The sequence below is a fragment of the Roseovarius tolerans genome, from assembly GCF_028885395.1.
Taxonomy (GTDB): domain Bacteria; phylum Pseudomonadota; class Alphaproteobacteria; order Rhodobacterales; family Rhodobacteraceae; genus Roseovarius; species Roseovarius tolerans.
In genome coordinates this window covers 945,081-968,128 of record NZ_CP118494.1, presented here as the reverse complement: position 1 = coordinate 968,128, position 23,048 = coordinate 945,081, and the positions used below count along the sequence as shown (strand labels likewise).

General features: G+C 62.4%; 26 protein-coding genes. 3 read left to right on the top strand and 23 right to left on the bottom strand.

The window, feature by feature from the left end; genetic code table 11:
• Positions 1 to 44 precede the first annotated feature (44 nt).
• Positions 45 to 569, top strand: coding sequence for a hypothetical protein (locus PVU19_RS04775; RefSeq protein WP_050663305.1), 525 nt, complete (start codon positions 45 to 47; stop codon positions 567 to 569).
• Between the two features lie 110 nt (positions 570 to 679).
• Entirely contained in the window at positions 680 to 3,979 is a 3,300-nt protein-coding gene (gene carB, locus PVU19_RS04770; RefSeq protein ID WP_050663306.1) for a carbamoyl-phosphate synthase large subunit, read from the top strand.
• A 532-nt stretch (positions 3,980 to 4,511) separates the two neighbouring features.
• Here carB and PVU19_RS04765 read toward each other — a convergent pair.
• The 13 genes from PVU19_RS04765 to rplO form a co-directional block, all read right to left on the bottom strand.
• On the bottom strand, positions 4,512 to 6,194 hold the full coding sequence (locus tag PVU19_RS04765) for an ABC transporter ATP-binding protein (protein WP_050663307.1): 1,683 nt from the start codon (positions 6,192 to 6,194) through the stop codon (positions 4,512 to 4,514).
• A 5-nt stretch (positions 6,195 to 6,199) separates the two neighbouring features.
• Entirely contained in the window at positions 6,200 to 7,438 is a 1,239-nt protein-coding gene (locus PVU19_RS04760; protein WP_050663308.1) for an ABC transporter permease, read from the bottom strand.
• Between the two features lie 12 nt (positions 7,439 to 7,450).
• The gene (locus tag PVU19_RS04755; RefSeq protein ID WP_050663309.1) at positions 7,451 to 8,407 is read right to left on the bottom strand and encodes an ABC transporter permease; all 957 of its coding nucleotides are present in this window, start codon (positions 8,405 to 8,407) and stop codon (positions 7,451 to 7,453) included.
• Positions 8,408 to 8,611: 204 nt separating this feature from the next.
• Positions 8,612 to 10,222 carry an ABC transporter substrate-binding protein gene (locus PVU19_RS04750; protein WP_050663310.1) on the bottom strand — a complete coding sequence of 537 codons (1,611 nt, stop codon included), beginning with the start codon at positions 10,220 to 10,222 and terminating at the stop codon, positions 8,612 to 8,614.
• Positions 10,223 to 10,435: 213 nt separating this feature from the next.
• Positions 10,436 to 11,746 (bottom strand): replication-associated recombination protein A, encoded by a 1,311-nt coding sequence (locus PVU19_RS04745; RefSeq protein WP_050663311.1) that lies wholly within the window; start codon positions 11,744 to 11,746, stop codon positions 10,436 to 10,438.
• Positions 11,743 to 11,988: a hypothetical protein gene (locus tag PVU19_RS04740; RefSeq protein WP_050663312.1), complete on the bottom strand. Its 246-nt coding sequence runs from the start codon at positions 11,986 to 11,988 to the stop codon at positions 11,743 to 11,745. The genes PVU19_RS04745 and PVU19_RS04740 overlap by 4 nt, the downstream gene beginning before the upstream one ends.
• Positions 11,989 to 12,151: 163 nt before the next feature.
• Positions 12,152 to 12,571: a 50S ribosomal protein L17 gene (gene rplQ, locus PVU19_RS04735; RefSeq protein ID WP_050663313.1), complete on the bottom strand. Its 420-nt coding sequence runs from the start codon at positions 12,569 to 12,571 to the stop codon at positions 12,152 to 12,154.
• Between the two features lie 149 nt (positions 12,572 to 12,720).
• On the bottom strand, positions 12,721 to 13,737 hold the full coding sequence (locus PVU19_RS04730; RefSeq protein WP_050663344.1) for a DNA-directed RNA polymerase subunit alpha: 1,017 nt from the start codon (positions 13,735 to 13,737) through the stop codon (positions 12,721 to 12,723).
• Positions 13,738 to 13,851: 114 nt separating this feature from the next.
• Entirely contained in the window at positions 13,852 to 14,241 is a 390-nt protein-coding gene (gene rpsK / locus PVU19_RS04725) for a 30S ribosomal protein S11 (protein ID WP_050663314.1), read from the bottom strand.
• Positions 14,242 to 14,256: 15 nt separating this feature from the next.
• Positions 14,257 to 14,625, bottom strand: a complete 369-nt coding sequence (gene rpsM, locus PVU19_RS04720; protein WP_050663315.1) for a 30S ribosomal protein S13 — start codon at positions 14,623 to 14,625, stop codon at positions 14,257 to 14,259.
• A gap of 199 nt (positions 14,626 to 14,824) precedes the next feature.
• Entirely contained in the window at positions 14,825 to 15,469 is a 645-nt protein-coding gene (locus PVU19_RS04715) for an adenylate kinase (protein ID WP_050663316.1), read from the bottom strand.
• Entirely contained in the window at positions 15,466 to 16,830 is a 1,365-nt protein-coding gene (gene secY, locus PVU19_RS04710) for a preprotein translocase subunit SecY (RefSeq protein ID WP_050663317.1), read from the bottom strand. Before secY ends, PVU19_RS04715 begins: the two co-directional genes overlap by 4 nt.
• A 112-nt stretch (positions 16,831 to 16,942) precedes the next feature.
• Positions 16,943 to 17,416, bottom strand: coding sequence for a 50S ribosomal protein L15 (gene rplO / locus PVU19_RS04705; protein WP_050663318.1), 474 nt, complete (start codon positions 17,414 to 17,416; stop codon positions 16,943 to 16,945).
• Positions 17,417 to 17,841: 425 nt separating this feature from the next.
• Here rplO and PVU19_RS04700 point away from each other — a divergent pair, with 425 nt between their 5' ends.
• Positions 17,842 to 18,561, top strand: a complete 720-nt coding sequence (locus PVU19_RS04700; protein ID WP_050663319.1) for a vWA domain-containing protein — start codon at positions 17,842 to 17,844, stop codon at positions 18,559 to 18,561.
• Between the two features lie 19 nt (positions 18,562 to 18,580).
• Here the strand turns inward: PVU19_RS04700 and PVU19_RS04695 are convergent, their stop codons facing one another.
• From PVU19_RS04695 to rplN, 10 genes are all read right to left on the bottom strand, one after another.
• Positions 18,581 to 19,018 (bottom strand): GFA family protein, encoded by a 438-nt coding sequence (locus PVU19_RS04695; protein ID WP_050663320.1) that lies wholly within the window; start codon positions 19,016 to 19,018, stop codon positions 18,581 to 18,583.
• A gap of 216 nt (positions 19,019 to 19,234) precedes the next feature.
• Entirely contained in the window at positions 19,235 to 19,423 is a 189-nt protein-coding gene (gene rpmD, locus PVU19_RS04690; RefSeq protein WP_050663321.1) for a 50S ribosomal protein L30, read from the bottom strand.
• 12 nt (positions 19,424 to 19,435) lie between these two features.
• Positions 19,436 to 20,005, bottom strand: coding sequence for a 30S ribosomal protein S5 (gene rpsE, locus PVU19_RS04685; RefSeq protein ID WP_050663322.1), 570 nt, complete (start codon positions 20,003 to 20,005; stop codon positions 19,436 to 19,438).
• 106 nt (positions 20,006 to 20,111) lie between these two features.
• The gene (gene rplR / locus PVU19_RS04680; RefSeq protein WP_050663323.1) at positions 20,112 to 20,471 is read right to left on the bottom strand and encodes a 50S ribosomal protein L18; all 360 of its coding nucleotides are present in this window, start codon (positions 20,469 to 20,471) and stop codon (positions 20,112 to 20,114) included.
• An 11-nt stretch (positions 20,472 to 20,482) separates the two neighbouring features.
• Positions 20,483 to 21,016 (bottom strand): 50S ribosomal protein L6, encoded by a 534-nt coding sequence (gene rplF, locus PVU19_RS04675; protein WP_050663324.1) that lies wholly within the window; start codon positions 21,014 to 21,016, stop codon positions 20,483 to 20,485.
• 12 nt (positions 21,017 to 21,028) lie between these two features.
• Positions 21,029 to 21,421, bottom strand: coding sequence for a 30S ribosomal protein S8 (rpsH, locus tag PVU19_RS04670; protein WP_050663325.1), 393 nt, complete (start codon positions 21,419 to 21,421; stop codon positions 21,029 to 21,031).
• Between the two features lie 13 nt (positions 21,422 to 21,434).
• Positions 21,435 to 21,740, bottom strand: a complete 306-nt coding sequence (gene rpsN / locus PVU19_RS04665; protein WP_050663326.1) for a 30S ribosomal protein S14 — start codon at positions 21,738 to 21,740, stop codon at positions 21,435 to 21,437.
• Between the two features lie 19 nt (positions 21,741 to 21,759).
• Positions 21,760 to 22,323 (bottom strand): 50S ribosomal protein L5, encoded by a 564-nt coding sequence (gene rplE / locus PVU19_RS04660; protein WP_050663327.1) that lies wholly within the window; start codon positions 22,321 to 22,323, stop codon positions 21,760 to 21,762.
• Entirely contained in the window at positions 22,316 to 22,627 is a 312-nt protein-coding gene (gene rplX, locus PVU19_RS04655; RefSeq protein ID WP_050663328.1) for a 50S ribosomal protein L24, read from the bottom strand. The genes rplE and rplX overlap by 8 nt, the downstream gene beginning before the upstream one ends.
• A gap of 1 nt (position 22,628) precedes the next feature.
• Positions 22,629 to 22,997 (bottom strand): 50S ribosomal protein L14, encoded by a 369-nt coding sequence (gene rplN / locus PVU19_RS04650; protein ID WP_050663329.1) that lies wholly within the window; start codon positions 22,995 to 22,997, stop codon positions 22,629 to 22,631.
• Between the last annotated feature and the right edge of the window lie 51 nt (positions 22,998 to 23,048).

Genomic DNA, 23,048 nt, shown 5'->3' with positions numbered 1-23,048 from the left:
CAGGCGCGACGCTCAGACCCAAGCGCGATTTCAGGACCGGATTGATGAGACTTCTTTTGCAGGGCGGCATTCTGGGCCTCTGCCTCTGCGCCGGGATGGCCGGGGCCGGGCAGGTCTCGATCGGGTTCGAGGGACCGGGCGAAGGGCCTGCACCGCAAGAAATGCAAGAGGACGGCTACCGCATCGTCACGCGCAACGCGATGATCTCGACCGCGGAAAAGTCAGGCGACGGCACCGATGGCCCAACCGAGATCGAGGGGGCCATGGGGCAACGCAGCGGCATCGCGATCCTGCGGGACGCACCCTTCACCTTCGTCTCGCTCGACTGGCAGTCCGAGCGCGGCGCGCCCGAAGTGCGGGTCGAGGGCTATCTCGGCGATCTTCTGGTGGCGGGCGACCGCTTTGTCGCCGCCCCCGCGCAGCCGGGGTTCACGCGCTTTGAGGCAGGCGCGCTCAGCGGGCAGGTGATCGACCGGCTGATCCTTTATCCGCAGCGCGACGGCGCGGGCATGGGCGCACTCGACCGGGTCATTCTGGAGGACGCGCCGGAGATGCCCGAAACCTCCTGATCCCGCACCGGGTTTGCCCCTTGCACACGAGCGGATCATGGATATAACCCCACCAATTTGCGCGCGCGCCCCACTGGCCCGCGCGGTCATTCAGCTGCCCGAGGACCGATATGCCGAAAAGAACCGATATCTCATCCATCATGATCATCGGAGCGGGGCCCATCATCATCGGACAGGCCTGCGAATTCGACTATTCCGGCGCACAGGCGTGCAAGGCCCTGCGCGAAGAAGGCTACCGCGTCATCCTTGTAAACTCGAACCCCGCGACGATCATGACCGACCCCGGCCTCGCCGACGCCACCTATATCGAGCCGATCACCCCCGAGACCGTGGCCAAGATCATCGAGAAGGAGCGCCCCGACGCATTGCTGCCGACGATGGGCGGGCAGACCGGCCTCAACACCGCGCTCGCCGTGGCCGATATGGGCGTGCTGGAGAAATTCGGTGTGGAACTGATCGGCGCGAACCGGCAAGCTATTGAAATGGCAGAAGATCGCAAGCTCTTCCGCGAGGCGATGGATCGCCTGGGCATCGAGAACCCCAAGGCCACCATCGCCAACAACATGGATGAATGCATGGCGGCGATCGACTATGTCGGCCTGCCCGCGATCATCCGCCCGGCCTATACGTTGGGCGGCACCGGCGGCGGCGTCGCCTATAACCGCGACGACTATATCCACTACTGCAAATCCGGCCTCGACGCTTCGCCGGTCAGCCAGATCCTGATCGACGAGAGCCTCTTGGGCTGGAAGGAATTCGAGATGGAGGTGGTCCGCGACCGTGCGGATAACGCAATCATCGTCTGCTCCATCGAAAACGTCGACCCGATGGGCGTGCACACGGGCGATTCGATCACCGTGGCCCCTGCCCTCACGCTGACCGACAAGGAATACCAGATCATGCGCAACGGCTCGATTGCCGTGCTGCGCGAGATCGGGGTCGAGACCGGCGGCTCCAACGTGCAATGGGCCATCAACCCCGAAGACGGGCGCATGGTTGTGATCGAGATGAACCCGCGCGTGTCGCGCTCCTCGGCGCTGGCCTCCAAGGCCACGGGCTTTCCGATTGCCAAGATCGCGGCCAAGCTGGCCGTGGGTTACACGCTCGATGAGCTGGACAATGACATCACCAAGGTCACGCCCGCCTCTTTCGAGCCGACCATCGACTATGTCGTGACCAAGATCCCGCGCTTTGCCTTCGAGAAATTCCCCGGCTCGAAGCCGCATCTGACCACCGCGATGAAATCGGTGGGCGAGGCGATGGCGATTGGCCGGACGATCCACGAGAGCCTGCAAAAGGCGCTCGCTTCTATGGAGACGGGCCTGTCGGGCTTCGACGAGGTGGAAATCGAGGGTGCGCCGGACAAGGCCGCGATCACCCGCGCGCTCTCGGTCGCCACCCCCGACCGGATGCGCACCATCGCGCAGGCGATGCGCCACGGCCTCAGCGATGACGAGATCAACGCCGCGACGGCGTTTGATCCGTGGTTCCTCGCCCGCATCCGGGAGATCGTCGAGGCCGAAGCACAAATTCGCCGCGACGGCCTGCCGATGACCGAGGACGGCCTGCGCCATCTCAAGATGATGGGCTTTACCGATGCCCGCCTCGCCACGCTGACCGGTCGCGATGAAGAACAAGTGCGCCGCGCCCGCGTCAATCTCGGCGTGCACGCGGTCTTCAAGCGGATCGACACCTGCGCCGCCGAATTCGAGGCGCAGACGCCCTACATGTATTCCACCTACGAGGCCCCGATGATGGGCGAGGTGGAATGCGAGGCGCGCCCCTCTGACGCGAAAAAGGTCGTCATCCTGGGCGGCGGACCGAACCGGATCGGTCAGGGGATCGAGTTCGATTACTGCTGCTGTCACGCCTGTTTCGCGCTCAGCGATGCGGGCTACGAGACGATCATGATCAACTGCAACCCCGAGACGGTCAGCACCGATTACGACACCTCGGATCGGCTCTACTTCGAGCCGCTGACATTCGAGCATGTGATGGAAATCCTGCGCGTCGAGCAGGAGAACGGTACGCTGCACGGGGTGATCGTGCAATTCGGCGGGCAGACGCCGCTCAAGCTGGCGCGCGGGCTGGAGGCCGAGGGCATCCCGATCCTCGGGACCACCCCCGACGCCATCGATCTGGCCGAGGACCGCGAGCGGTTTCAGGAGCTGGTGGTCAAGCTGGGCCTCAAGCAACCCAAGAACGGCATCGCCTCGACGGACGCGCAGGCGCTCGCCATTGCCGAGAGCATCGGCTTTCCGCTGGTCATCCGACCGTCCTACGTGCTGGGCGGCCGCGCGATGGAGATCGTGCGCGACATGGCCCATCTGGAACGCTACATCGCCGAGGCGGTTGTGGTGTCGGGCAAGAGCCCCGTCTTGCTCGACAGCTATCTGTCGGGGGCCATCGAATGCGACGTCGATGCGCTCTGCGACGGCGAGAACGTGCATGTCGCCGGCATCATGCAGCACATCGAGGAGGCCGGCGTGCATTCGGGCGATAGCGCCTGCTCGCTGCCGCCCTATTCACTCTCCGCCGCCACCATCGCCGAGATCAAGACACAGACCGAGGCGCTCGCTCGCGCACTCAATGTCGTCGGGCTTATGAACGTGCAATTCGCGGTCAAGGGCGAGGATATCTACCTGATCGAGGTCAACCCGCGTGCCAGCCGCACTGTGCCTTTTGTGGCCAAGGCCACCGATAGCGCCATCGCCTCCATCGCCGCACGGCTGATGGCGGGCGAGACGATGGCGTCCTTCCCCTATCGCGGCCCCTACCCGCGCGACACCAAGCCCGGCAGCCTGCCAATGGCCGACCAGATGACGCTGGCCGATCCCGACATGCCGTGGTTCTCGGTCAAGGAGGCGGTGCTGCCGTTTGCCCGCTTCCCCGGTGTCGATACGATCCTCGGCCCTGAAATGCGCTCCACCGGCGAGGTGATGGGCTGGGACGTGTCCTTCCCGCGTGCCTTCCTCAAGGCGCAGATGGGGGCGGGTGTGGACCTGCCCGAGGGGGGCCGCGTGTTCGTCTCGATCAAGGACAGCGACAAGACCCCGCAGCTTGTGGAAACCGCGCAGGTGCTCACGGATCTGGGCTTTACCCTTGTCGCGACACGCGGCACTGCGGCGTTCCTGACCGAGGCGGGATTGGCCTGCGAGGTGGTCAACAAGGTCTATGAGGGCCGACCCAATATCGTCGACCTGCTCAAGGATGGTGAGATCGCACTTGTGATGAACACCACCGAGGGCGTGCAGGCGGTCGAGGACAGCCGCGAGATCCGCTCGGTCGCGCTCTATGACAAGATCCCCTATTTCACCACCGTGGCCGGATCGCACGCGGCGGCATTGGCGATCAAGGCACGGCAGGAGGGCGAGTTGTCGGTGATGCCATTGCAGGGCAATTCCGCCTGACCGATTGGGCGGCGGGCCTTTGGCCTGGATCAGACCGCTCGGTCTCGGGTCGCCGCCGTTTTCTTCAAAAGAAAACGTACAAGAAAACTTCAAGTTTTCTTGTACGGAATTTTTCGAAAATTCTGTTCGGAAAATATCAGGCTCAGGCCAATTGCGACGTCGCTTTCAGACCACGCACCTTCGCATTCGCTCGATATGTCGAAAACGCCCATGTGGGTTGTCGAAAATGCATGGATTCTCGGCGCTTTTATCATTGCGCCGCCACAATTATCGCTTATGTGCGCCTTGTGAGCGGCGCGCCGTTCGCATCTGAAACCCCGAGGCAGGAGGCAAGCCCATGACACGCGACGAACTGAACCGCGAACTGCGTATGCACTCGGCCTCCTGGCAGGCCGTGGTGATCGTCTATGGCGCGATCATCGGCACTTTCGTGCTGTCGGCCATGGCGGTTCTCTAAGCACCCCAGACAACGCAGAGTCCGACATGAAAAACGGCGGAGGCTTCCCCCCGCCGTTTTGGTGTTCGTCCAAGGTCAGGTGACCTTGGCGTCTTTCGGGTCGATCTTGGCCGATGCCGCATCGCCCACATTATCGACGCCGCGCTCTTCCAGAAGAGTGGTCAGCCAGTCGGGATCCATCTCGGGCACCGAACTGAGCAACAGATCGGTATAGGGATGGTGCGGCGGCGTGAACATCTCGTCCTTGGGCCCCTGCTCCACCACCTTGCCATGCTGCATCACCACCACCTCGTCAGCGATGGACCGCACCGTCGCAAGGTCATGGGTGATGAACATATAGGCGAGGTTCAGCTCGTTCTGGAGCCGGTCAAGCAGCCGCAGAATCCCTTCGGCCACAAGCTGATCGAGTGCCGATGTCACCTCGTCACACACGATGAAGGTCGGCTCGGCGGCGAGGGCGCGGGCGATACCGATGCGCTGTTTCTGCCCACCTGAAAGCTCTGCCGGGTAACGGTTGTAATACTGCGCCGGTTCAAGCTCGATCAGGTCGAGCAGCTCGTCGATCCGGTTCTTGAGCGCGACACCCTTGAGCCCGGAATAGAACGCCGCCGGACGGCCGATGATCTCGGAGATCCGCACCTTGGGATTGAGCGCGGTGTCGGCCATCTGGTAGATCATCTGGCACTGGCGCAACTGGTCCTTGGTGCGGTTGCGGTAATCGGGCGGGAACGGCTCGCCCTTGAACAGCACCTCGCCCTTGGACGGCGGCAGCAGGCCCGTGATCACCCGCGCCGTGGTGGATTTGCCCGAGCCGGATTCGCCCACCACCGCGACGGTCATGCCGGGGTAGATGTCGAAGCTCACATCATCGAGCACCTTCTCGCCACCGGTATAGGACGCGTCCACGTTCTTGACCGAGATGAGCGGCGGCGAGCCGTCATCGGGCCGATGGCGCTGCGGGCTCTTGAAGCCACGCACGGCCCAGAGGGATTTGGTGTAATCCTCTTTCGGGTTCTCGAGCATCTCGCGGGTCGATGCCTCCTCGACCTCTTCGCCCTTGAGCAGCACCTTGATAGTATCGGCCATCTGCGCCACGACTGCGAGGTCATGGGTGATGTAGATCGCCGCGGTGTTGAACTCATCCACGATGTCTCTGATGGCAGAGAGAACCTCGATCTGCGTCGTCACGTCCAGCGCCGTCGTCGGCTCGTCAAAGATGATCAGGTCGGGACGGCAGGACATCGCCATCGCGGTCATCGCGCGCTGCAGCTGCCCGCCCGAGACTTGGTGCGGATAGCGAAATCCGATTTCCTGCGGATTCGGCAGCCGGAGCTTTTCGTAAAGCTCCATCGCGTCCTCCTGCGCCTCCATCCGTTTCTTGAGCCGGTACTGGAGCGGCGCCTCGGTGTGCTGATCAATGATCTTGTGCGCCGGGTTGAAGGACGCCGCCGCCGATTGCGCAACATAGGCGATGCGCGAGCCGCGCAGCATGCGCCGGTCGGCCTCGGTGGCGGTTGTCAGTTCCATCCCGTCGAACTCGATCGAGCTGTCGACAATGCGGGTGCCGTCGCGAGCATAGCCCATGCAGGCCGCGCCGATGGTGGATTTGCCCGCACCCGATTCGCCGATCAGCCCCATCACCTCGCCCCGGTGCAGGGTCAGGTCGATACCCTTGATGATATCGACCCAGGTCTCATCCGAATAGCCCTGGATCTTCAGGTCACGGATTTTCAGCAATACGTCTTTTTTCTTGATCATGACGATTACACCTTCAGTCCAGAGGAGCGGTAGAGCATCCAGTCCACCACGAAGTTGACCGCGACGGTCAGAAGCGCGATGGCCGCCGCAGGAATGAGCGGGGTGATCTCACCGAACGAAACCAGCGTCGCGTTCTCGCGCACCATCGAGCCCCAATCCGCCGTCGGCGGCTGAATGCCGAGGCCGAGGAACGACAGGCCCGCGATCAGCAGGAACACGAAGCAGAATTCCAGCCCGAATTCCGCCACCAGAGGTGCTGTCGAGTTGGGCAGGATTTCCCGGCGGATCAGATACCATGTCTTTTCACCGCGCAGCTTGGCCGCTTCGATATAGTCCATCACCACGACATTGCCCGCGACCGCCCGTGTCAGGCGGAAGACGCGCGGGCTGTAGATCACCGCGACCACCAGCACGAGAATGATCTCGGACGGGTTGAAGATGATCAGCATGAACCCGGCAAAGGCCACCGATACCCCGACCAGCGCCGCCAGCCCGATGGCCCAGCCGATGATGTTGTTCTCGAACACCGCCGTCACGACCAGCAGTCCGGTCACCATCATGAACCCGGTCAGCAACCAGAAACTCGTCGTGTCATTTGCCAACTCGCCCCCAAAGATCGACAGCATCAAGAGCGCAAAGATCAGCGACGGGATCGACATGATCACGTCCGAGGTGCGGGCGATAAGCTGATCGAACCAGCCGCCATTGACAGCCGCCAGCAGACCCGCAAGCGCGCCCAGAAGGAAGGCAAGCACCGTCCCGGCAAGCGCCAGGGCCACGGTATTGCGCGCGCCGTAGATGATGCGGCTGAACATGTCGCGGCCCAGCTGATCCGCCCCCAGCAGCATCGTCTCATCCGCCGGCGCAAAGGCCGAGGAGATGATCTCGGCCTCGCCGAAGGGCGCGATCACCGGCGCGAAAATGCCCGCGATCGCATAGGTGAAGATCACGAACATCCCGAAGGCCGCCGTCAGCGGTGCCGTGCGCAACTCCTTGGCCATGTTGGTCGAGGCGATGACGATCAGGAACTCGCGGAAGGCGTAGGAGACCATCGCCGCCAGCGCCAGAAGCCCCGCCGCGATCGCCACGCTGCGCAACGCGCCCGGCCCGCCGACAATCCCGAGAATGAACGACACCAGGGTCAGCGAGAAGATCAGCAGGAACGCCGACCGCTTGTTGAAGTAAGCCGCAAGGCAGGACGCGCCGAGTAGCAGAGTATAGTAGATAATGACGAAAACACTCATGTCTCTGCCCCCTTATTTCGGATGCCGCAGGCGCGGATTTGTCAGGATCGCGCCCACATCGGCTGCCAGATTGAGCAGGATGAAGGTCGCCGCGAAGATCAGGCAGCAGGCCTGAACCACCGGGAAGTCGCGTTTGCTGACCGCGTCCACGAGGGCCTGTCCGATACCGGGGTAGACGAACACCACCTCCACCAGCACCACGCCGGTGATGAGATAGGCAAGGTTCAGCGCTACCACGTTGATGATCGGGGCCCAGGCATTGGGCAGGGCGTGTTTGACAATCACCTTCCAGGGCGGCGTGCCCTTGAGCCGCGCCATCTCGATATAGGGCGAGGCCAGAAGGTTGATGATCGCCGCGCGCGTCATCCGCATCATGTGGGCAGTCACCACCAGCACCAGCGTCAGCGCGGGCAGGAAGGTGCGATAGAGCAGATCGCCGAAATCCATGTCAGAACTCAGGCTGGCAATCGCCGGGAACATGCTCGTCTTGACCGCCAGATAGAGGATCAGGATATAGCCCAGAAAGAATTCGGGGCTGGAGATCGAGGTGAGCGTCGCCACGTTGGCCACCCGGTCGAAGATCGAGTTGCGCAGCAGGGCAACGATGATCCCCAGAACGATCGAGATCGGCACCGCGATGGCGGCCGCGTAGGTCGCCAGAAACAGCGTGTTGGCAAAACGTTCGCTGATCGTCTGCGACACGCTTGTGCCGGTTACGATGGAATTGCCGAAATCGAGCATCACCGCACCCGACAACCAGTCGAGGTAGCGCACGATGGCCGGTTGATCGAGGCCCATCTCCTTGCGTAATGCGGCCAGGTTTTCGGGCGTCGCGCCCTGCCCCAGCACCGCCTCGGCGATGTCACCGGGCAAAAGCTCGACCATGAAAAATATGATGACGGATATGACCAATAGGATGATCAGTCCGAGACCGAGCCGTTTCGCAACGAGCCCTAGGATGTCCCCCATCTTTCCCTCCTGCTGTTTCTGCCTGCCGCCTTGTTCCGGCGGGCCGTTTTCGGCTCAGGCGCACAGTGTTCTGTGTCTGCGGTCGCGCTTTGTTTTTTGGTATTTGCGAGTGCGACCGAATTGGCGAAACCGGAGGCGGGACAGACCCGCCACCGGCAGTGAAAGACCCGGCCCCCTTTTCGGGGACCGGGCCGGATCAGGGCGTTATGTCGAGAACCACCAACGGCTCGCGGCGCGGGCACCGTCACAGCTCCAGCTGGCCGCGACATCCTCGCCACGCTCCACACCCTTGCCACGGGCATAGACCCAGTTGTTGAAGAACGGGATGATCGTGCCGCCATCGTCGCGCATCAGCACGCACATCTCGCGATACATCTCGGCGCGCAGGCTGTCGTCCAGCTCACCCTTGGCCTGAAGCAGCAGCTCGTTGAAGCGTTCGTTCTGCCAGCGGCTCTCATTCCAGGCTGCGTCGTCCTTGTAGGCCAGCGTGAACATCACGTCCGGCGTCGGGCGCGCGCCCCAGGAGACTGCCGAGAACGGCTTTTTCAGCCAGACATCGGAATAGTAGCCATCATTCGGCTCGCGCACGACATTGATGTTGATACCAGCCGCCTTGGCCTGTTCGGCATAAAGGACGCACATGTCGACCGCACCGGTATAAACGCTGTCGGCCACCGACATGTTGACCGAAAGCCCCTCTTGCCCGGCCTTCTTGAGCAGCGATTTCGCCTGATCCGGATCGTATTCGCGCTGCGGGATATCCTCGGGCCAATAGGGCTGCACCGGCGAAAGGTGGAAATCGTTGCCCTTGGTGGCCGCCCCGAACGAGATCTTCTCGATGATCTCGTCGCGGTTCATCGCGAGTTTCAGCGCGTTGCGCACGTTCACATCATCGAACGGTGCCGTGTCGCAATGCATCGGCATGGTGATCGCGCCACCCGACGGGATGTTGTCGACCTTGATGTCGGGATTACGCTCCAGCAGCGCAAGCGTCTTGAGCTCGATCAGCGAGACGCAGTTCACATCGCCGGTGACAAGCGCGGTCTGACGCGCATTCGGGTCGTTCAGGATCAGCATCTCGACCTTGTCGAAATAGGCCCCCTCGCCGTGCCAGCCATCGTGACGGCTGAGCGCCCACTGAATGCCGAATTCACCCGACTCGATCTTGTAGGGGCCGCAGCCGTCACCGGATTTCCAGTCAATCGTCCCGTCGCCATTCGACGGGCAGATCGCAAAGTGATAGTCGGTCATCAGCCAGGGCAGGTCGGCATTGCCGCGCGCCAGCGAGATGACAACGGCATTCTCGCCATCCGCCTTGATGTCGGTCACATCCGTCAACAGCGCCTTGGCCGCCGAGGTGGACGCGTCGCCACGATGGTGGTTGAGGCTGTCGATCACATCCTGCGCCGTCACCGGCTTGCCGCTGTGGAACGACGCATCGGGATTGAGCTCGAACGTCCATTCCTTGGCGTCCGGTGTCGCCTCCCAGCTTGTCGCCACATCCGGGCCGAGCGAATTGTCGGGCTCAATCAGCGTCAGATAGCTGCGATGCGTGTGCGCCAGAAAGATCATCTGCCGCGTCACATAGGTGCCCGGGTCATGCGTGTCAGAGCTGTTGCCGTCATGCACACCCCAGCGGAACGTGCCGCCCCGGCTTGGCTGTGCGGCGGCCGATGTGCCCCAGAGGCCGGTCGCGGCAGAGGCAGTCATGCCCGCAGCGGCGGCAAAATGCATGAACGACCGGCGCGAGATATCGCCGGAGCGCGCGGCACTTGCCAGTCTGTCCATAAGGACCTTGTCGGTTTTCTTTGTCATGAGACTTCCCTGTTTTGTTGTTGATCTGTCATTGGAGAGGCCCCTGTCATGGCCCTCTCCGAAAGCTTCCTTTGCTGACCCATGGTCAGGATGCTCAAATACGACATATTGAAAACAAAACACGAAATCCTCCGGCTTTCCAGACTCTATTCCGGAAAACGCCGAAGTTTTAAAGGTCAGTCATCCTGAGGTTTTTTCCGGCAGGACGCCATTTCACCCGCCGCGCCGCTCACGCAGACGTGAAAAATAGTCGAGTCGTTTTTTGAGTTCGCGCTCGAATCCACGCTCCACTGGCTGGTAGAGAACCGGGCGTTTCATCGTCTCGGGAAAGTAGTTCTGCCCCGAAAACGCATCCTCGGCATCGTGGTCATAGGCATAGCCCGCGCCATAGCCCTCATCGCGCATGAGCTTGGTCGGCGCGTTCAGGATGTGCTTGGGCGGCGGTTCGCTGCCGCTCTTCTTGGCCTCGCGCATGGCGGCCTTGTAGGCGGCATAGCCCGCGTTCGATTTCGGCGCGAGCGCGAGATACGTCACCGCCTGCGCCAGCGCCAACTCGCCCTCGGGACTGCCGAGGCGTTCATAGAGTTCCCAGGCATGCAGACAGACGGTCTGTGCCTGCGGGTCGGCAAGGCCGATATCCTCCACCGCCATCCGGGTGATGCGGCGCGCCAGGTAACGCGGGTCCTCGCCGCCCTCCAGCATCCGCGCCAGCCAGTAAAGTGCGGCATCGGGGTCGGACCCGCGCACCGATTTGTGCAGCGCCGAGATGAGGTTGTAATGCTCATCGCCCGACTTGTCGTATTTCGCCGCCCGCTTCATCAGCCGCGCGGCCAGCGCGTCGCGCCCCAGCTTGCCCTCCGTGCTCCACGCCGCCACCTGCTCGATCAGATTGAGCAGCGCACGCCCGTCGCCATCGGCCATTTCCAGCAGGCCCTCGCGCGCCGGACCGTCAAGTGGCAGGGTACGGCCCAGATCCTTCTCGGCCCGCTGCGCCAGACGCTCGAGATCCGCGAGATCGAGCCGCATCAGCACCAACACCTGCGACCGGCTGAGCAACGCCGCGTTCAACTCAAACGACGGGTTTTCGGTCGTGGCCCCCACAAGAAGGATCGTGCCATCCTCCATATGCGGCAGGAACCCGTCCTGCTGCGCCTTGTTGAACCGGTGAATCTCATCGACGAATAGCAGCGTGCCCTGCCCGTTCGCGCGTCGATGCTTGGCCTCCTCAAAGACCTTGCGCAACTCCGGCACGCCGGTGAAGATCGCGCTGATCTGCACGAAATGCAGATCGGTCTCATCCGCCAGAAGCCGCGCGATGGTGGTCTTGCCCACCCCGGGCGGCCCCCAAAAAATCAGCGAGGTCAGGCTGCCCGAGGCCAGCATCACGCCAAGCGGTGCGTCAGGCCCCAGCACCTGATCCTGCCCGATCACCTCCGACAGGGCGCGGGGGCGCAGCCGGTCCGCCAGCGGGCGCGGCGCCCCCTTGGGTGCAGGCGTGTCGCCGGTATCAAAGAGATCGCTCATAGCCGCAGCCGCAGCGCCATGCGCCGCCCGTTGCGCATCACCTCGATGCTCAGCGTGAGCGTGGTCCAAACGCCATAGGGGCCGGGGCCTTCCACAAGCACCATCTCTGGCAGGGCGGCGCGGTCGCTCGTCCGGGTCGGGTTGTGCGACAGCACTTCGGGCGCGGCGATCATCGGCACGCGCATCTCGGCGGGAAGCGGGGCCGCGACCAGGATCAATATGAGCGACAGGATGCGGATCAACGGCGGCCTCCCTCGGTTCGGCGGATCGCCCGAGATATGCGCGGCGCGGCAGAGCAATGCAAGCCCGCTGCGTTTCTTCTTGGTCCAAATACTCTAATCCCACAAACGCAAAACCCCCGCCGGTGAGGGCGGGGGTCAGGGCCGGGCCAATAACTGGCGTGGCTTATTCTTCTGCGGCCTCTTCGGCGGCAACACGGGCGCGGTCTGCGGCACCCTTGGCATCGACGTCGCGATCGACGAACTCGATGATCGCCATCGGCGCCATGTCACCATAGCGGAACCCGGCCTTGAGCACGCGCACATAGCCACCCTGACGGTCCTTGTAGCGGGGTCCCAGCACGTCGAAGAGCTTGGCAACGTGGATGTCCTGCTTGAGCTGGGCCGCGGCCTGACGGCGCGCGTGCAGATCACCGCGCTTGCCGAGCGTGACCATCTTTTCGATGATCCGGCGCAGTTCCTTGGCCTTGGGCAGGGTGGTCTTGATCTGCTCATGTTCGATGAGCGAGCCGGCCATGTTCGCCCACAGCGCCTTGCGGTGCTCGTGGGTGCGGTTCAGGCGGCGGTATCCTCTGGCGTGACGCATTTTCTATCTCCTAAGCGTTTTTGCTTTGTCTGGCGGTCTGATGCGTGTCAGCCGCTCTCCTTGGGGCGGGATTGCCCGGGTCGTCGGGGAGCACCGATTTCTTGAAAAGAAATCGGAACGGAACCTTTTGAAGGTTCCGTCCCCTTATCTCAAAAGGCGTCCTCGAACTTCTTGGCGAGGTCCTCGATATCGTCCGGCGGCCAGTCCTCGACATCCATGCCGAGATGCAGGCCCATGCCCGAGAGCACTTCCTTGATCTCGTTGAGCGACTTGCGGCCGAAGTTCGGGGTGCGCAGCATCTCGGCTTCGGTCTTCTTGATCAGATCGCCGATATAGACGATGTTGTCGTTCTTGAGACAGTTGGCCGAGCGCACGCTCAGTTCCAGTTCGTCGACTTTCTTGAGCAGGAGCGGGTTGAATTCCAGCCCGTCATCCTCGGCCTCGCGGCCCGCCGATTCCGGCTCGTCGAAGTTGACGAAGATCGACAGCTGATCCTGAAGGATGCGCGCGGCGAAGGCCACGGCGTCATCGGGGGTGATCGAGCCGTCGGTCTCGATCTTCATGGTCAGCTTGTCATAATCCAGCACCTGGCCCTCACGGGTCGGTTGCACATCATAGCTGACGCGGGTGATCGGCGAATAGATCGCGTCGATCGGGATCAGGCCGATGGGTGCATCCTCGGGCTTGTTCTTGTCCGCCGAGACATAGCCCTTGCCGGTGTTGACCGTCAGTTCCATGTAAAGGTCCGCACCTTCGTCGAGATGGCAGATCACGTGGTCCTTGTTCAGAACCTCGATGCCCGCGCTGTCGGAAATGTCGGCAGCGGTGACGGCCCCGGGGCCCTTGGCATTGATCGACAGACGCTTGGGCCCTTCGACTTCCATGCGCACGGCGACGCCCTTGAGGTTGAGGACGATATCGGTCACATCCTCGCGCACGCCCGGCACCGAGGAGAACTCGTGCAGCACGTTGTCGATCTGCACGGCGGTTATGGCCGCACCCTGCAGCGACGACAAAAGCACGCGGCGCAGCGCGTTGCCAAGCGTCAGACCAAAGCCGCGCTCCAGCGGTTCGGCGACCAGAACCGCCTGACGCAGCGGGTCATTGCCCGGTTTCACGTCAAGCTGTGTCGGCTTGATCAGTTCAGCCCAATTCTTGTGGATCATGCGTCCCTCCATTCCTGTTCTGTCCTCATGTCCAAAGGTCCAGAACGCCCGAGGATGTAAAATGACGAAAAGGGGACCGCACCCTTGCGCGGCCCCGCTTTGATAGATGTCGGATCAGACCCGGCGGCGTTTCGGTGGGCGGCAGCCGTTATGGGCCATCGGCGTCACGTCACGGATCGACGTGATGTTGAAGCCGACAGCCGCCAGCGCGCGCAGCGCCGATTCGCGGCCCGAGCCCGGCCCCTGAACCTCGACCTCGAGCGAGCGCATGCCATGTTCCTGCGCCTTTTTGCCTGCATCTTCTGCGGCCATCTGCGCGGCATAGGGCGTGGATTTGCGCGAGCCCTTGAAGCCCATGGTCCCGGCAGAGGACCACGCAATCGCGTTGCCCTGCACGTCGGAGATCAGGATCTTGGTGTTGTTGAAGGAAGAGTTCACATGAGCAACGCCGGTGGCGATGTTCTTGGAGACCTTCTTCTTGGTGCGTTTGGTATCGCGTGCCATCTGGTCAGCCCTCCCTTATTTCTTCTTGCCGGCAATGGCCTTTGCGGGGCCTTTGCGGGTGCGTGCGTTGGTATGGGTGCGCTGACCGCGAACCGGCAGATTGCGGCGGTGACGCAGGCCACGGTAGCAACCCAGATCCATCAGGCGCTTAACGTTCATCTGCGTCTCACGACGCAGGTCGCCTTCGACGGTGTAATTCGCGTCGATGTGCTCGCGCAGGGCCAGGGCTTCGGCATCCGAAAGCTCGTTGACGCGACGCGACACGTCGATGTTCACGGCTTCGCAGATGGCCTTGGCCGAAGAGTGGCCGATTCCGGTGATGTAGGTGAGGGCGATCGGGACCCGTTTGGAGGTCGGGATATTAACGCCGGCGATACGTGCCAAGTGTCTTTTCCTTTTTCGTTGCGGTTCCGTAGCTCCAGAACCTTTTTTCACAACGTAAGCCCGAGGCGGTTTTCGCTCCGGGCCGCAGCTGAATTCGGATTGTCGATTCGAGGCCGGGGGCGACCCGGCGAGAATCAATCTCGCGTTCGAGATAGGGCTGGTTATGGGGAAATTAAGGGGGCGTCAAGCCCCCGTTCCGTCATTTGTCAAGTGCCGCCGCAATCGCCGCCTTGACATCGTCGATCTCGCCCAGTCCGTCCACCGAGGCAAGCTGCCCGTTGGCATAGTAATAGCCCAGCAGCGGCGAGGTTTTCTTGTAATATTCCATCAGCCGGTTGCGCAGGCTGTCCTCGTTATCGTCGGCGCGGCGCTTAATGTCGGTGCTGCCGCATTTGGCGCATTTGCCGTCCGCAGGCCAGGGCTTGGTGATGTCGTTATAGACCTCGCCGCAGCCGCCGCAGGTCGAGCGCGCGGTGATCCGTTCGACCAGCGCCTCGTCATCGACACGCAACTCAACCACCGCATCGAGCGTCTCATCCTGCTCTTCCAGAAGATCGGCCAGCGCATCGGCCTGTGCCAGCGTGCGCGGAAACCCGTCGAAGATGAACCCGCCCTGCTTGTCGCCTTGCAGCTTCTCGCGGATCAGGCCAATCACGATATCGTCGGTGACCAGATCGCCACGCGCCATCACGTCGGCCACGATGCGGCCCATCTCCGAGCCGCTGTCCTTGGCCTCGCGCAGCATGTCACCGGTCGAAAGCTGGATCATGTCGCGGCTCTCGACGAGGTGATGCGCCTGCGTGCCCTTGCCCGCGCCCGGCGGCCCCAGAAGAATGATGTTCATCGACGTGCCCCTCCCTTGCGACGGCCTTTCTTGCGACCTTTGCCGCTCAGCTGCGATTTCTCGATCAGCCCTTCGTATTGATGTGCGAGCAGGTGGCTTTGCACTTGCTGGATCGTGTCCATCGTCACCGACACCACGATCAGCACCGATGTGCCGCCAAAGTAGAACGGAATGGCAAACTGGTTGCGCAGCACCTCCGGCAGAAGACAGACCGCCGTCAGATAGATCGAGCCCAGCACGAGGATACGGTTGACCACGTATTCGATATATTCCTCGGTCCGCTTGCCCGGGCGCACGCCGGGAATGAACCCGTTCTGGTTCTTCAGATTCTCGGCCACGTCATCGGGCTTGAAGGCCACGTTGAACGTGTAGAAATAGGTGAAGAAGATGATCATGGCGGCGAAGAACAGCAGGTAGAGCGGCTGACCGGGTCCGAAATAGGCCATGATCGTGGACATGATCGGATTGGTCTGATTGCCCGAAAACGTGCCGATGGTCGCGGGCAGCAACAGCAGTGACGAGGCAAAGATCGCCGGGATCACGCCCGCCGGGTTGACCTTGACCGGCAGATGCGACGAGCCGCCGTCATAGACCTTCATCCCCACCTGGCGTTTCGGATACTGGATATGGATCTTGCGCAGAGAGCGCTCCATGAACACCACGAAGGCGATCACCGCGACCACCATGAGCATCACGCCCACGATCACCGCCGGGCTGATCGCGCCCGAGCGACCAGAGGCAAAGAACTGTGCGAGGGCTGCGGGAATCTCGGCGATGATGCCGACAAAGATGATCAGCGAGATGCCGTTGCCGACGCCGCGCGCGGTGATCTGCTCACCCAGCCACATCAGGAACATCGTGCCGCCGACCAGCGTGATCATGCAGCTTGCGATGAAGAAAAGGCCGGGATTGGTGACCATGTCGCCCGATTGCAGGCTGACCGCGAGGCCGTAGCTTTGCAGTGTCGCCAGCCCCACCGTGCCGTAACGCGTGTACTGGTTGATCTTCTTGCGGCCCTGCTCGCCCTCTTTCTTGAGCTGCTCCAACTGCGGCACCATCGCGGTCAGAAGCTGCACAATGATCGACGCCGAGATATAGGGCATGATGCCGAGCGCAAAGATACCCATCCGGCCAAGCGCGCCGCCGGTGAACATCGAAAGCATACCGCCGATCGTCGCCTGCGCGCCGTCCATGAATTCGCGGAGCGCCGCACCGTCGATGCCCGGCACCGGGATGAAGGTGCCAAGCCGATAGACGATCAAAAGCCCCAGCGTGAAGAGGATGCGCTTGCGCAACTCGGTGGCCTTGCCAAGCGCGGACCAGCTTGTGTTGGCCGCCATTTGCTCTGCTGCAGATACCATTCGCGGGTCTCTTTCATATGACAACGCCGCCTAGGGCTGTTTTCCAGCTCAGGCGGCGTCAAAAGGAAAACTCGAGGACTATGTAAGCGGGCGCAGGCCCGCTCACAACCTCTTATTCAGCGGCCTGCGCTGTTGTGACCGAGAGTTTGCCCCCGGCCTTCTCGACCGCGTCGATGGCCGACTTGGAGGCACCGGTCACGGCGATGTCGAGTTTCGCGGTCACCTCGCCCTTGGCCAGAACACGCACACCGTCGAGCTTGCGCCGCACGAGGCCCGATGCCACGAGCACGTCCTCGGTGATCTGGGCAGACCCGTCGATCTTGCCCGCCTCGATGAATTTCTGAATCAGGCCGAGGTTCACCACAGCAAAGGATTTGCGGTTCGGCTTGTTGAAGCCGCGCTTGGGCAGACGCTGATAGAGCGGCATCTGGCCGCCCTCGTAGCCCTTGATGGCCACACCCGAGCGGGATTTCTGACCCTTGATACCACGGCCACCCATCTTGCCCATGCCGGAACCGGGGCCGCGGCCGATGCGTTTCTTGCGCTTGGTTGCGCCGTCGTTGTCACGAAGTTCGTGCAGTTTCATTGTCGCTATCTCCTTGCCGGATGCGGCCCCCAGCGACGGGAGCGGCCGAACGCGGCTTGCGTGAAAGGTTGAGTCGGGCCCTCGGGCCACCGTGGGCGTATAGACCCGGCCCGCCCCGGGATCAAGGGCCGAGTTGTGGGCCAGCGTCGCGGTGCTGCAAGCGGGGCATGGCAAAAATCCACACCGTCATCGTCCGGCCTGACCGGACGATCTCCCCCGTGTCGTGCCACAAACCCCGTCATCGTCCGGCTCGACCGGACGATCTCCACCACATCGCGCTACAAACCCCGTCATCGTCCGGCTCGACCGGACGATCTCTCGGGCAACAGATCCTCGGGTCAAGCCCGAGGATGACAGTTCACAAATTGCATGTATGGACAACCGCCCCGCCTGCGCTAGGCTGACCTAGTCACCTCGGAGACCCCATGCGCGCCCTGCCCCTCACCCTCGCCCTCGCCCTCGCCACCCTGCCCGGCCCCGCGCCACAGGCGGCCACGGGCTGCGCGCGCGATGCGATGCTGGTCTTCGACGGATCGGGCTCGATGGACGAGGTGGGCCATGACGCAACCGCCCCCACCCGGATCATCGACGCCCGCCGCGCGGTGCGCGAAGCGATGCCCGACATCGCCCCCTATCGCCGCGTCGGTCTGCTGACCTACGGCCCCGGCGGGGCGCATGCCTGTTCGGGGATCAACCTGCGCTTTGCCCCGCGTGCCGATGCGGGCGCTGCGGTGGTGGCCGGGATCGACACCCTCTCGCCCGGCGGCCTGACCCCGCTCGCCGCCTCGGTCAGAGCGGCGGTCGAGGTTCTGGGAGAGGACGGTATCGTCGTCCTGGTCACCGATGGCAACGAGACCTGCGGCGGCACGCCCTGCGCGCTGAGCGCGCATCTGGCCGAAACAGCGCCGGGGCTCACAGTGCATGTCATCGGCTTTCGCGTGGTCTATGACCCGTTCTCATGGAACAGCCCCGAGGCGGGTGACTATGACGGCCAGACCGTGGCCAAATGCCTCGCCGATGCGACCGGCGGGCTGTTCGTCTCGACCGAAACGGTGGACGAGTTGTCAGACGCGCTCCGCGTCACGCTGGGATGTCTGGTGGTGGGCGAAGCGCCCCGGCGGATCACCCCGCGCTTGCCGATCTGATCCGCCGGGGCAGCAGTGCTTAAGACGGCGCAGGCCACTCGAAATCGGGGCGCAGCGCCTCGTAGACCGGGCGGCCGTCGCTTGGCTTCGGCACGCCGCTCGCCGGGTCATAGAAGGCGTGATACGGGGCCGGGGCGATCTGATCATCATAGCCCATCAGGTTGGGCACGATGACGCGGATGCGGCTCTGCTTGTCGTCGAGCATTATCGGCGCACCGCAATCCGCGCAGATGCACAGCTCCAGCGGACCATCGGGATTGTTGGCATTGAACGGCTGGCGCTTCAGACCGGCCTCGTTGTCCACCGCCACATCGCCATGCTTGAAGAACACGACATGGGTGGTGTCCTGCCCGGTGACGCCCTTGCAGACGGAACAATGACAGGTGTGATTGTCGATCGGGTCGTGATCGGCATGCGTGTGGATATGAGCGCAGCCGCCGGAATATTTATGTGACATGGGGTCCTCCCTCAAGGAATGCGCGCCCGGGGGCAGACCGCCGACCAGGCGCAAGGGAAGAATACCACGGCCCCCCGCCCGGATGGCAGAGAGACAAAAGACTCGCGTGATAGTGTAACGAAAATCGCCCCGATCATCTCTGACCGGGGCGTTGTCTTGGGGCATATCGGAAACTTCAAAAGTTTCCGGACCGTTTTCTTTTCAAGAAAACGCCGCTCAGCCCTTTTCCTCAACGATCTCGACCATGTGCGAGACCTTGGCGATCATGCCGCGGACGGCGGGCGTGTCTTCCAGCTCGCGCGTCTTGTGCATCTTGTTGAGGCCCAGTCCGATTAGGGTCTGGCGCTGCTTTTCGGGGCGGCGGATCGGCGAGCCGATCTGCTTGACGACGATGGTTTTTGCCATGTTCCGGTCTCCTTACGCTTCTGCCGCATCGGCAGCAGCCGGCGCTTCGTCACCCCGTTTCAGGATGTCGGCGACCTTCTTGCCACGGCGCTGTGCGACCATGCGCGGGCTGGTCTCTTTCTGGAGACCGTTCAGCGTGGCGCGGATCATGTTATAGGGGTTCTGCGACCCGTTCGACTTGGCAACCACGTCCTGAACGCCCAGCATCTCGAACACGGCGCGCATCGGACCACCGGCGATGATGCCGGTACCCTGCGGGGCGGTGCGCATCACGACCTTACCGGCACCGTGGCGACCTTCCATGTCGTGGTGCAGGGTGCGGCCCTCGCGCAGCGGCACGCGGATCATCGCGCGCTTGGCAGCTTCGGTGGCCTTACGGATCGCCTCGGGGACCTCCTTGGCCTTGCCCTTGCCAAAGCCGACACGGCCCTTTTGATCGCCAACAACGACCAGAGCGGCAAAGCCGAAGCGCTTGCCCCCTTTTACGGTTTTCGATACGCGGTTGATCGCAACCAGGCGATCGGCGAATTCAGGGGTTTCGTCGCGGTCACGTCCGCGCCCCCGGTTGTCATCTCTTGCCATTCTCGGCGTCCTTTCGATGCGGCACCGCGTGGTGCCTGATATTGTTCAATCCAGGTGAGCCAAAGCTCCCGGATCATCGAGGCGGCCCCGAAGGGCCGCCTGCGCTTTAGATTTTCAGACCGGCGTCACGCGCGGCATCGGCCACGGCCTTGACCCGACCGTGGAACAGGAACCCGCCCCGGTCGAAATAGGCCTCGGTGACGCCCGCCTTCTTGGCGCGTTCGGCAATCGTGGCCCCGATCTTGGTGGCGGCCTCGAGGTTGCACTTGCCCACCAGCCCCAGATCCTTTTCGAGGGTCGAGGCGGCGGCGAGCGTCACACCGTTGACGTCGTCGATCAGCTGCACGCTGATGTTCTTGTTGGAGCGGTGAACGCTCAGGCGCGGACGCCCTGCATTGACCTTGCGGAGTTTGTTCCGAACGCGCAGGCGGCGTTTGAGGAACAGTTTTCTTTTGCTGTATGCCATAGCTCGCGTCCTTACTTCTTCTTGCCTTCCTTCTGGAAGATGTACTCGTCCTTGTAGCGGATCCCTTTGCCCTTGTAGGGCTCGGGCCGCCGCCAGTCGCGGATATTCGCCGCAACCTGACCGACGAGCTGCTTGTCCGTGCCTTCGACCACCAGTTCGGTGGGCTTGGGCGCGGTGACAGTCACACCTTCCGGAACAGCGAAGTCGACGTCATGGCTGAGACCGAGGTTCAGCTTGAGGACGTTGCCCGCCATCTGCGCGCGATAACCGACGCCGCGGATTTCCAGCTCTTTCTTGAAGGTTTCATTGGCCCCGTGCACCAGGTTGGAGATGACCGTGCGGGTCATGCCCCATTGCTGGCGGGCGCGCTTGGATTTGCCACGCGGCGTGACGGTGATCAGGCCATCCTCGATGGTGATGGTCACATCGTCGGTCGCCGTGAAGGATTTGGTTGCCTTCGGGCCCTTCACTTCGATGGTCTGGCCCGACAGCGTCGCGGTGACACCATTGGGCAGAGCCACGGGTTGTTTTCCGATACGAGACATGTCCGGGTCTCCTTAGAATACCGTGCAGAGCACTTCGCCGCCAACATTGGCTGCGCGCGCGGCTGCATCCGACATCACACCCTTGGGGGTGGAGACAATCGACACACCGAGGCCCTGACGGATCTGCGGAATGTCCTTGACGCCCATATAGACGCGACGACCGGGCTTGGAGACCCGCTTCATTTCGCGAATGACAGGGGTGCCCTCGAAATACTTCAGGCTGATTTCGATCGCCGGGTGACCGTTTTCGCCCGTGATCTGTTCATAGCCGCGGATGTAACCCTCTGCCGCCAGAACGTCGAGCACGCGCACGCGCATCTTCGAGGCCGGGGTCAGAACCGTGGACTTGCCACGCATCTGGCTGTTGCGGATACGGGTGAGCATATCGCCGATAGGATCGTTCATATCTCTGCCCTCCTCACCAGCTCGATTTCACAACGCCAGGCAACTGCCCGGCAGAGCCCAGATCGCGCAGCGCGATACGGGAAATCTTGAGTTTGCGGTAATACGCATGCGGACGACCGGTCAGCTGGCAACGGTTGTGCAGCCGGGTCGCCGAGCTGTTGCGCGGCAATTGTGCCAGCTTCAGGGAAGCGCGGAACCGCTCTTCCATCGGCTTGCTTTCGTCACTGATGATCTCTTTCAGCGCGGCACGTTTCTTGGCGAAACGCTCCACCAGCTTCTGGCGCTTCTTCTCGCGCTCGATCATTGCTTTCTTAGCCATAAATCTATCCTCCCCCGGCTCAGCTGTTGAAGGGCATGTTGAACAGCTTCAACAGCGCCTTGGCTTCAGCGTCGGTCTTCGCCGTGGTTGTGATGATGATGTCCATACCCCACACTTCGTCGACCTTGTCGAAGTTGATTTCGGGGAAAACGATATGTTCCTTGAGGCCCATGGCGTAGTTGCCACGCCCATCGAACGATTTGCCCGGCACGCCGCGGAAGTCGCGGATACGGGGCATGGCGATGGTGATCAGGCGATCGAGGAAATCATACATGCGGTCGCCGCGCAGCGTGACCTTGGTCCCAAGCGGCATATCCTCGCGAACGCGGAACCCGGCGATCGAGTTGCGGGCCTTGGTGACGACGGCGCGCTGACCGGCGATCAGGCTCAGGTCTTCTTGAGCGGATTTCGCCTTCTTGGAGTCGCGCACGGCCTCGGCGCCGCAGCCGATGTTCAGGACGATCTTGTCCAGACGCGGGATTTGCATGTCGTTGGTATAGCCGAACTCTTCCTTCAGAGCAGGCTTGATCACCTCACGGAACTGCGTGCGCAGACGCGGGGTATAGGTTGCTGTATCAAGCATCGATCACGTCCCCCGTGGTCTTGGCAAAACGCACCTTCTTGTCGCCTTCGATCTTGAAGCCGACGCGGGTCGGTTTGCCGTTCTTGTCGACAATCGCCAGGTTGCTCAGGTCGATGGGCATCGCCTTGGGCAGGCGGCCCCCCTGGCTTGTCTGGCTCTGACGGGTATGGCGGATCGCCATGTTGACGCCCTCGACCACGGCCTTGCCGGATTTCGGATCAACGCTGGTGATCGTGCCTTTCTGGCCCTTGTCCTTGCCGGCCAGAACGATCACGCTGTCGCCTTTTTTCAGTTTGGCAGCCATCTTACAGCACCTCCGGGGCGAGCGAGATGATTTTCATGAAGTTCTTGGAGCGCAATTCGCGCACGACCGGCCCGAAAATACGGGTGCCGACAGGCTCGCCCGCATTGTTCAGGATGACGGCGGCGTTGCGGTCGAACTTGATGGCGGTGCCGTCTTCGCGACGGACCTCCTTGGCGGTGCGCACGACGACGGCCTTGCGGACGTCGCCCTTCTTCACGCGACCGCGCGGGATGGCTTCCTTGACCGAGACGACGATGATGTCGCCCACGGATGCGTATTTACGCTTGGAACCACCCAGAACCTTGATGCACTGAACTCGGCGTGCGCCGGAGTTGTCAGCAACATCCAGATTGGTCTGCATCTGGATCATTTGGTTTCTCCCGACCTATGGGGGGCGATGCAATGCCTGGTCCCCAGGGTT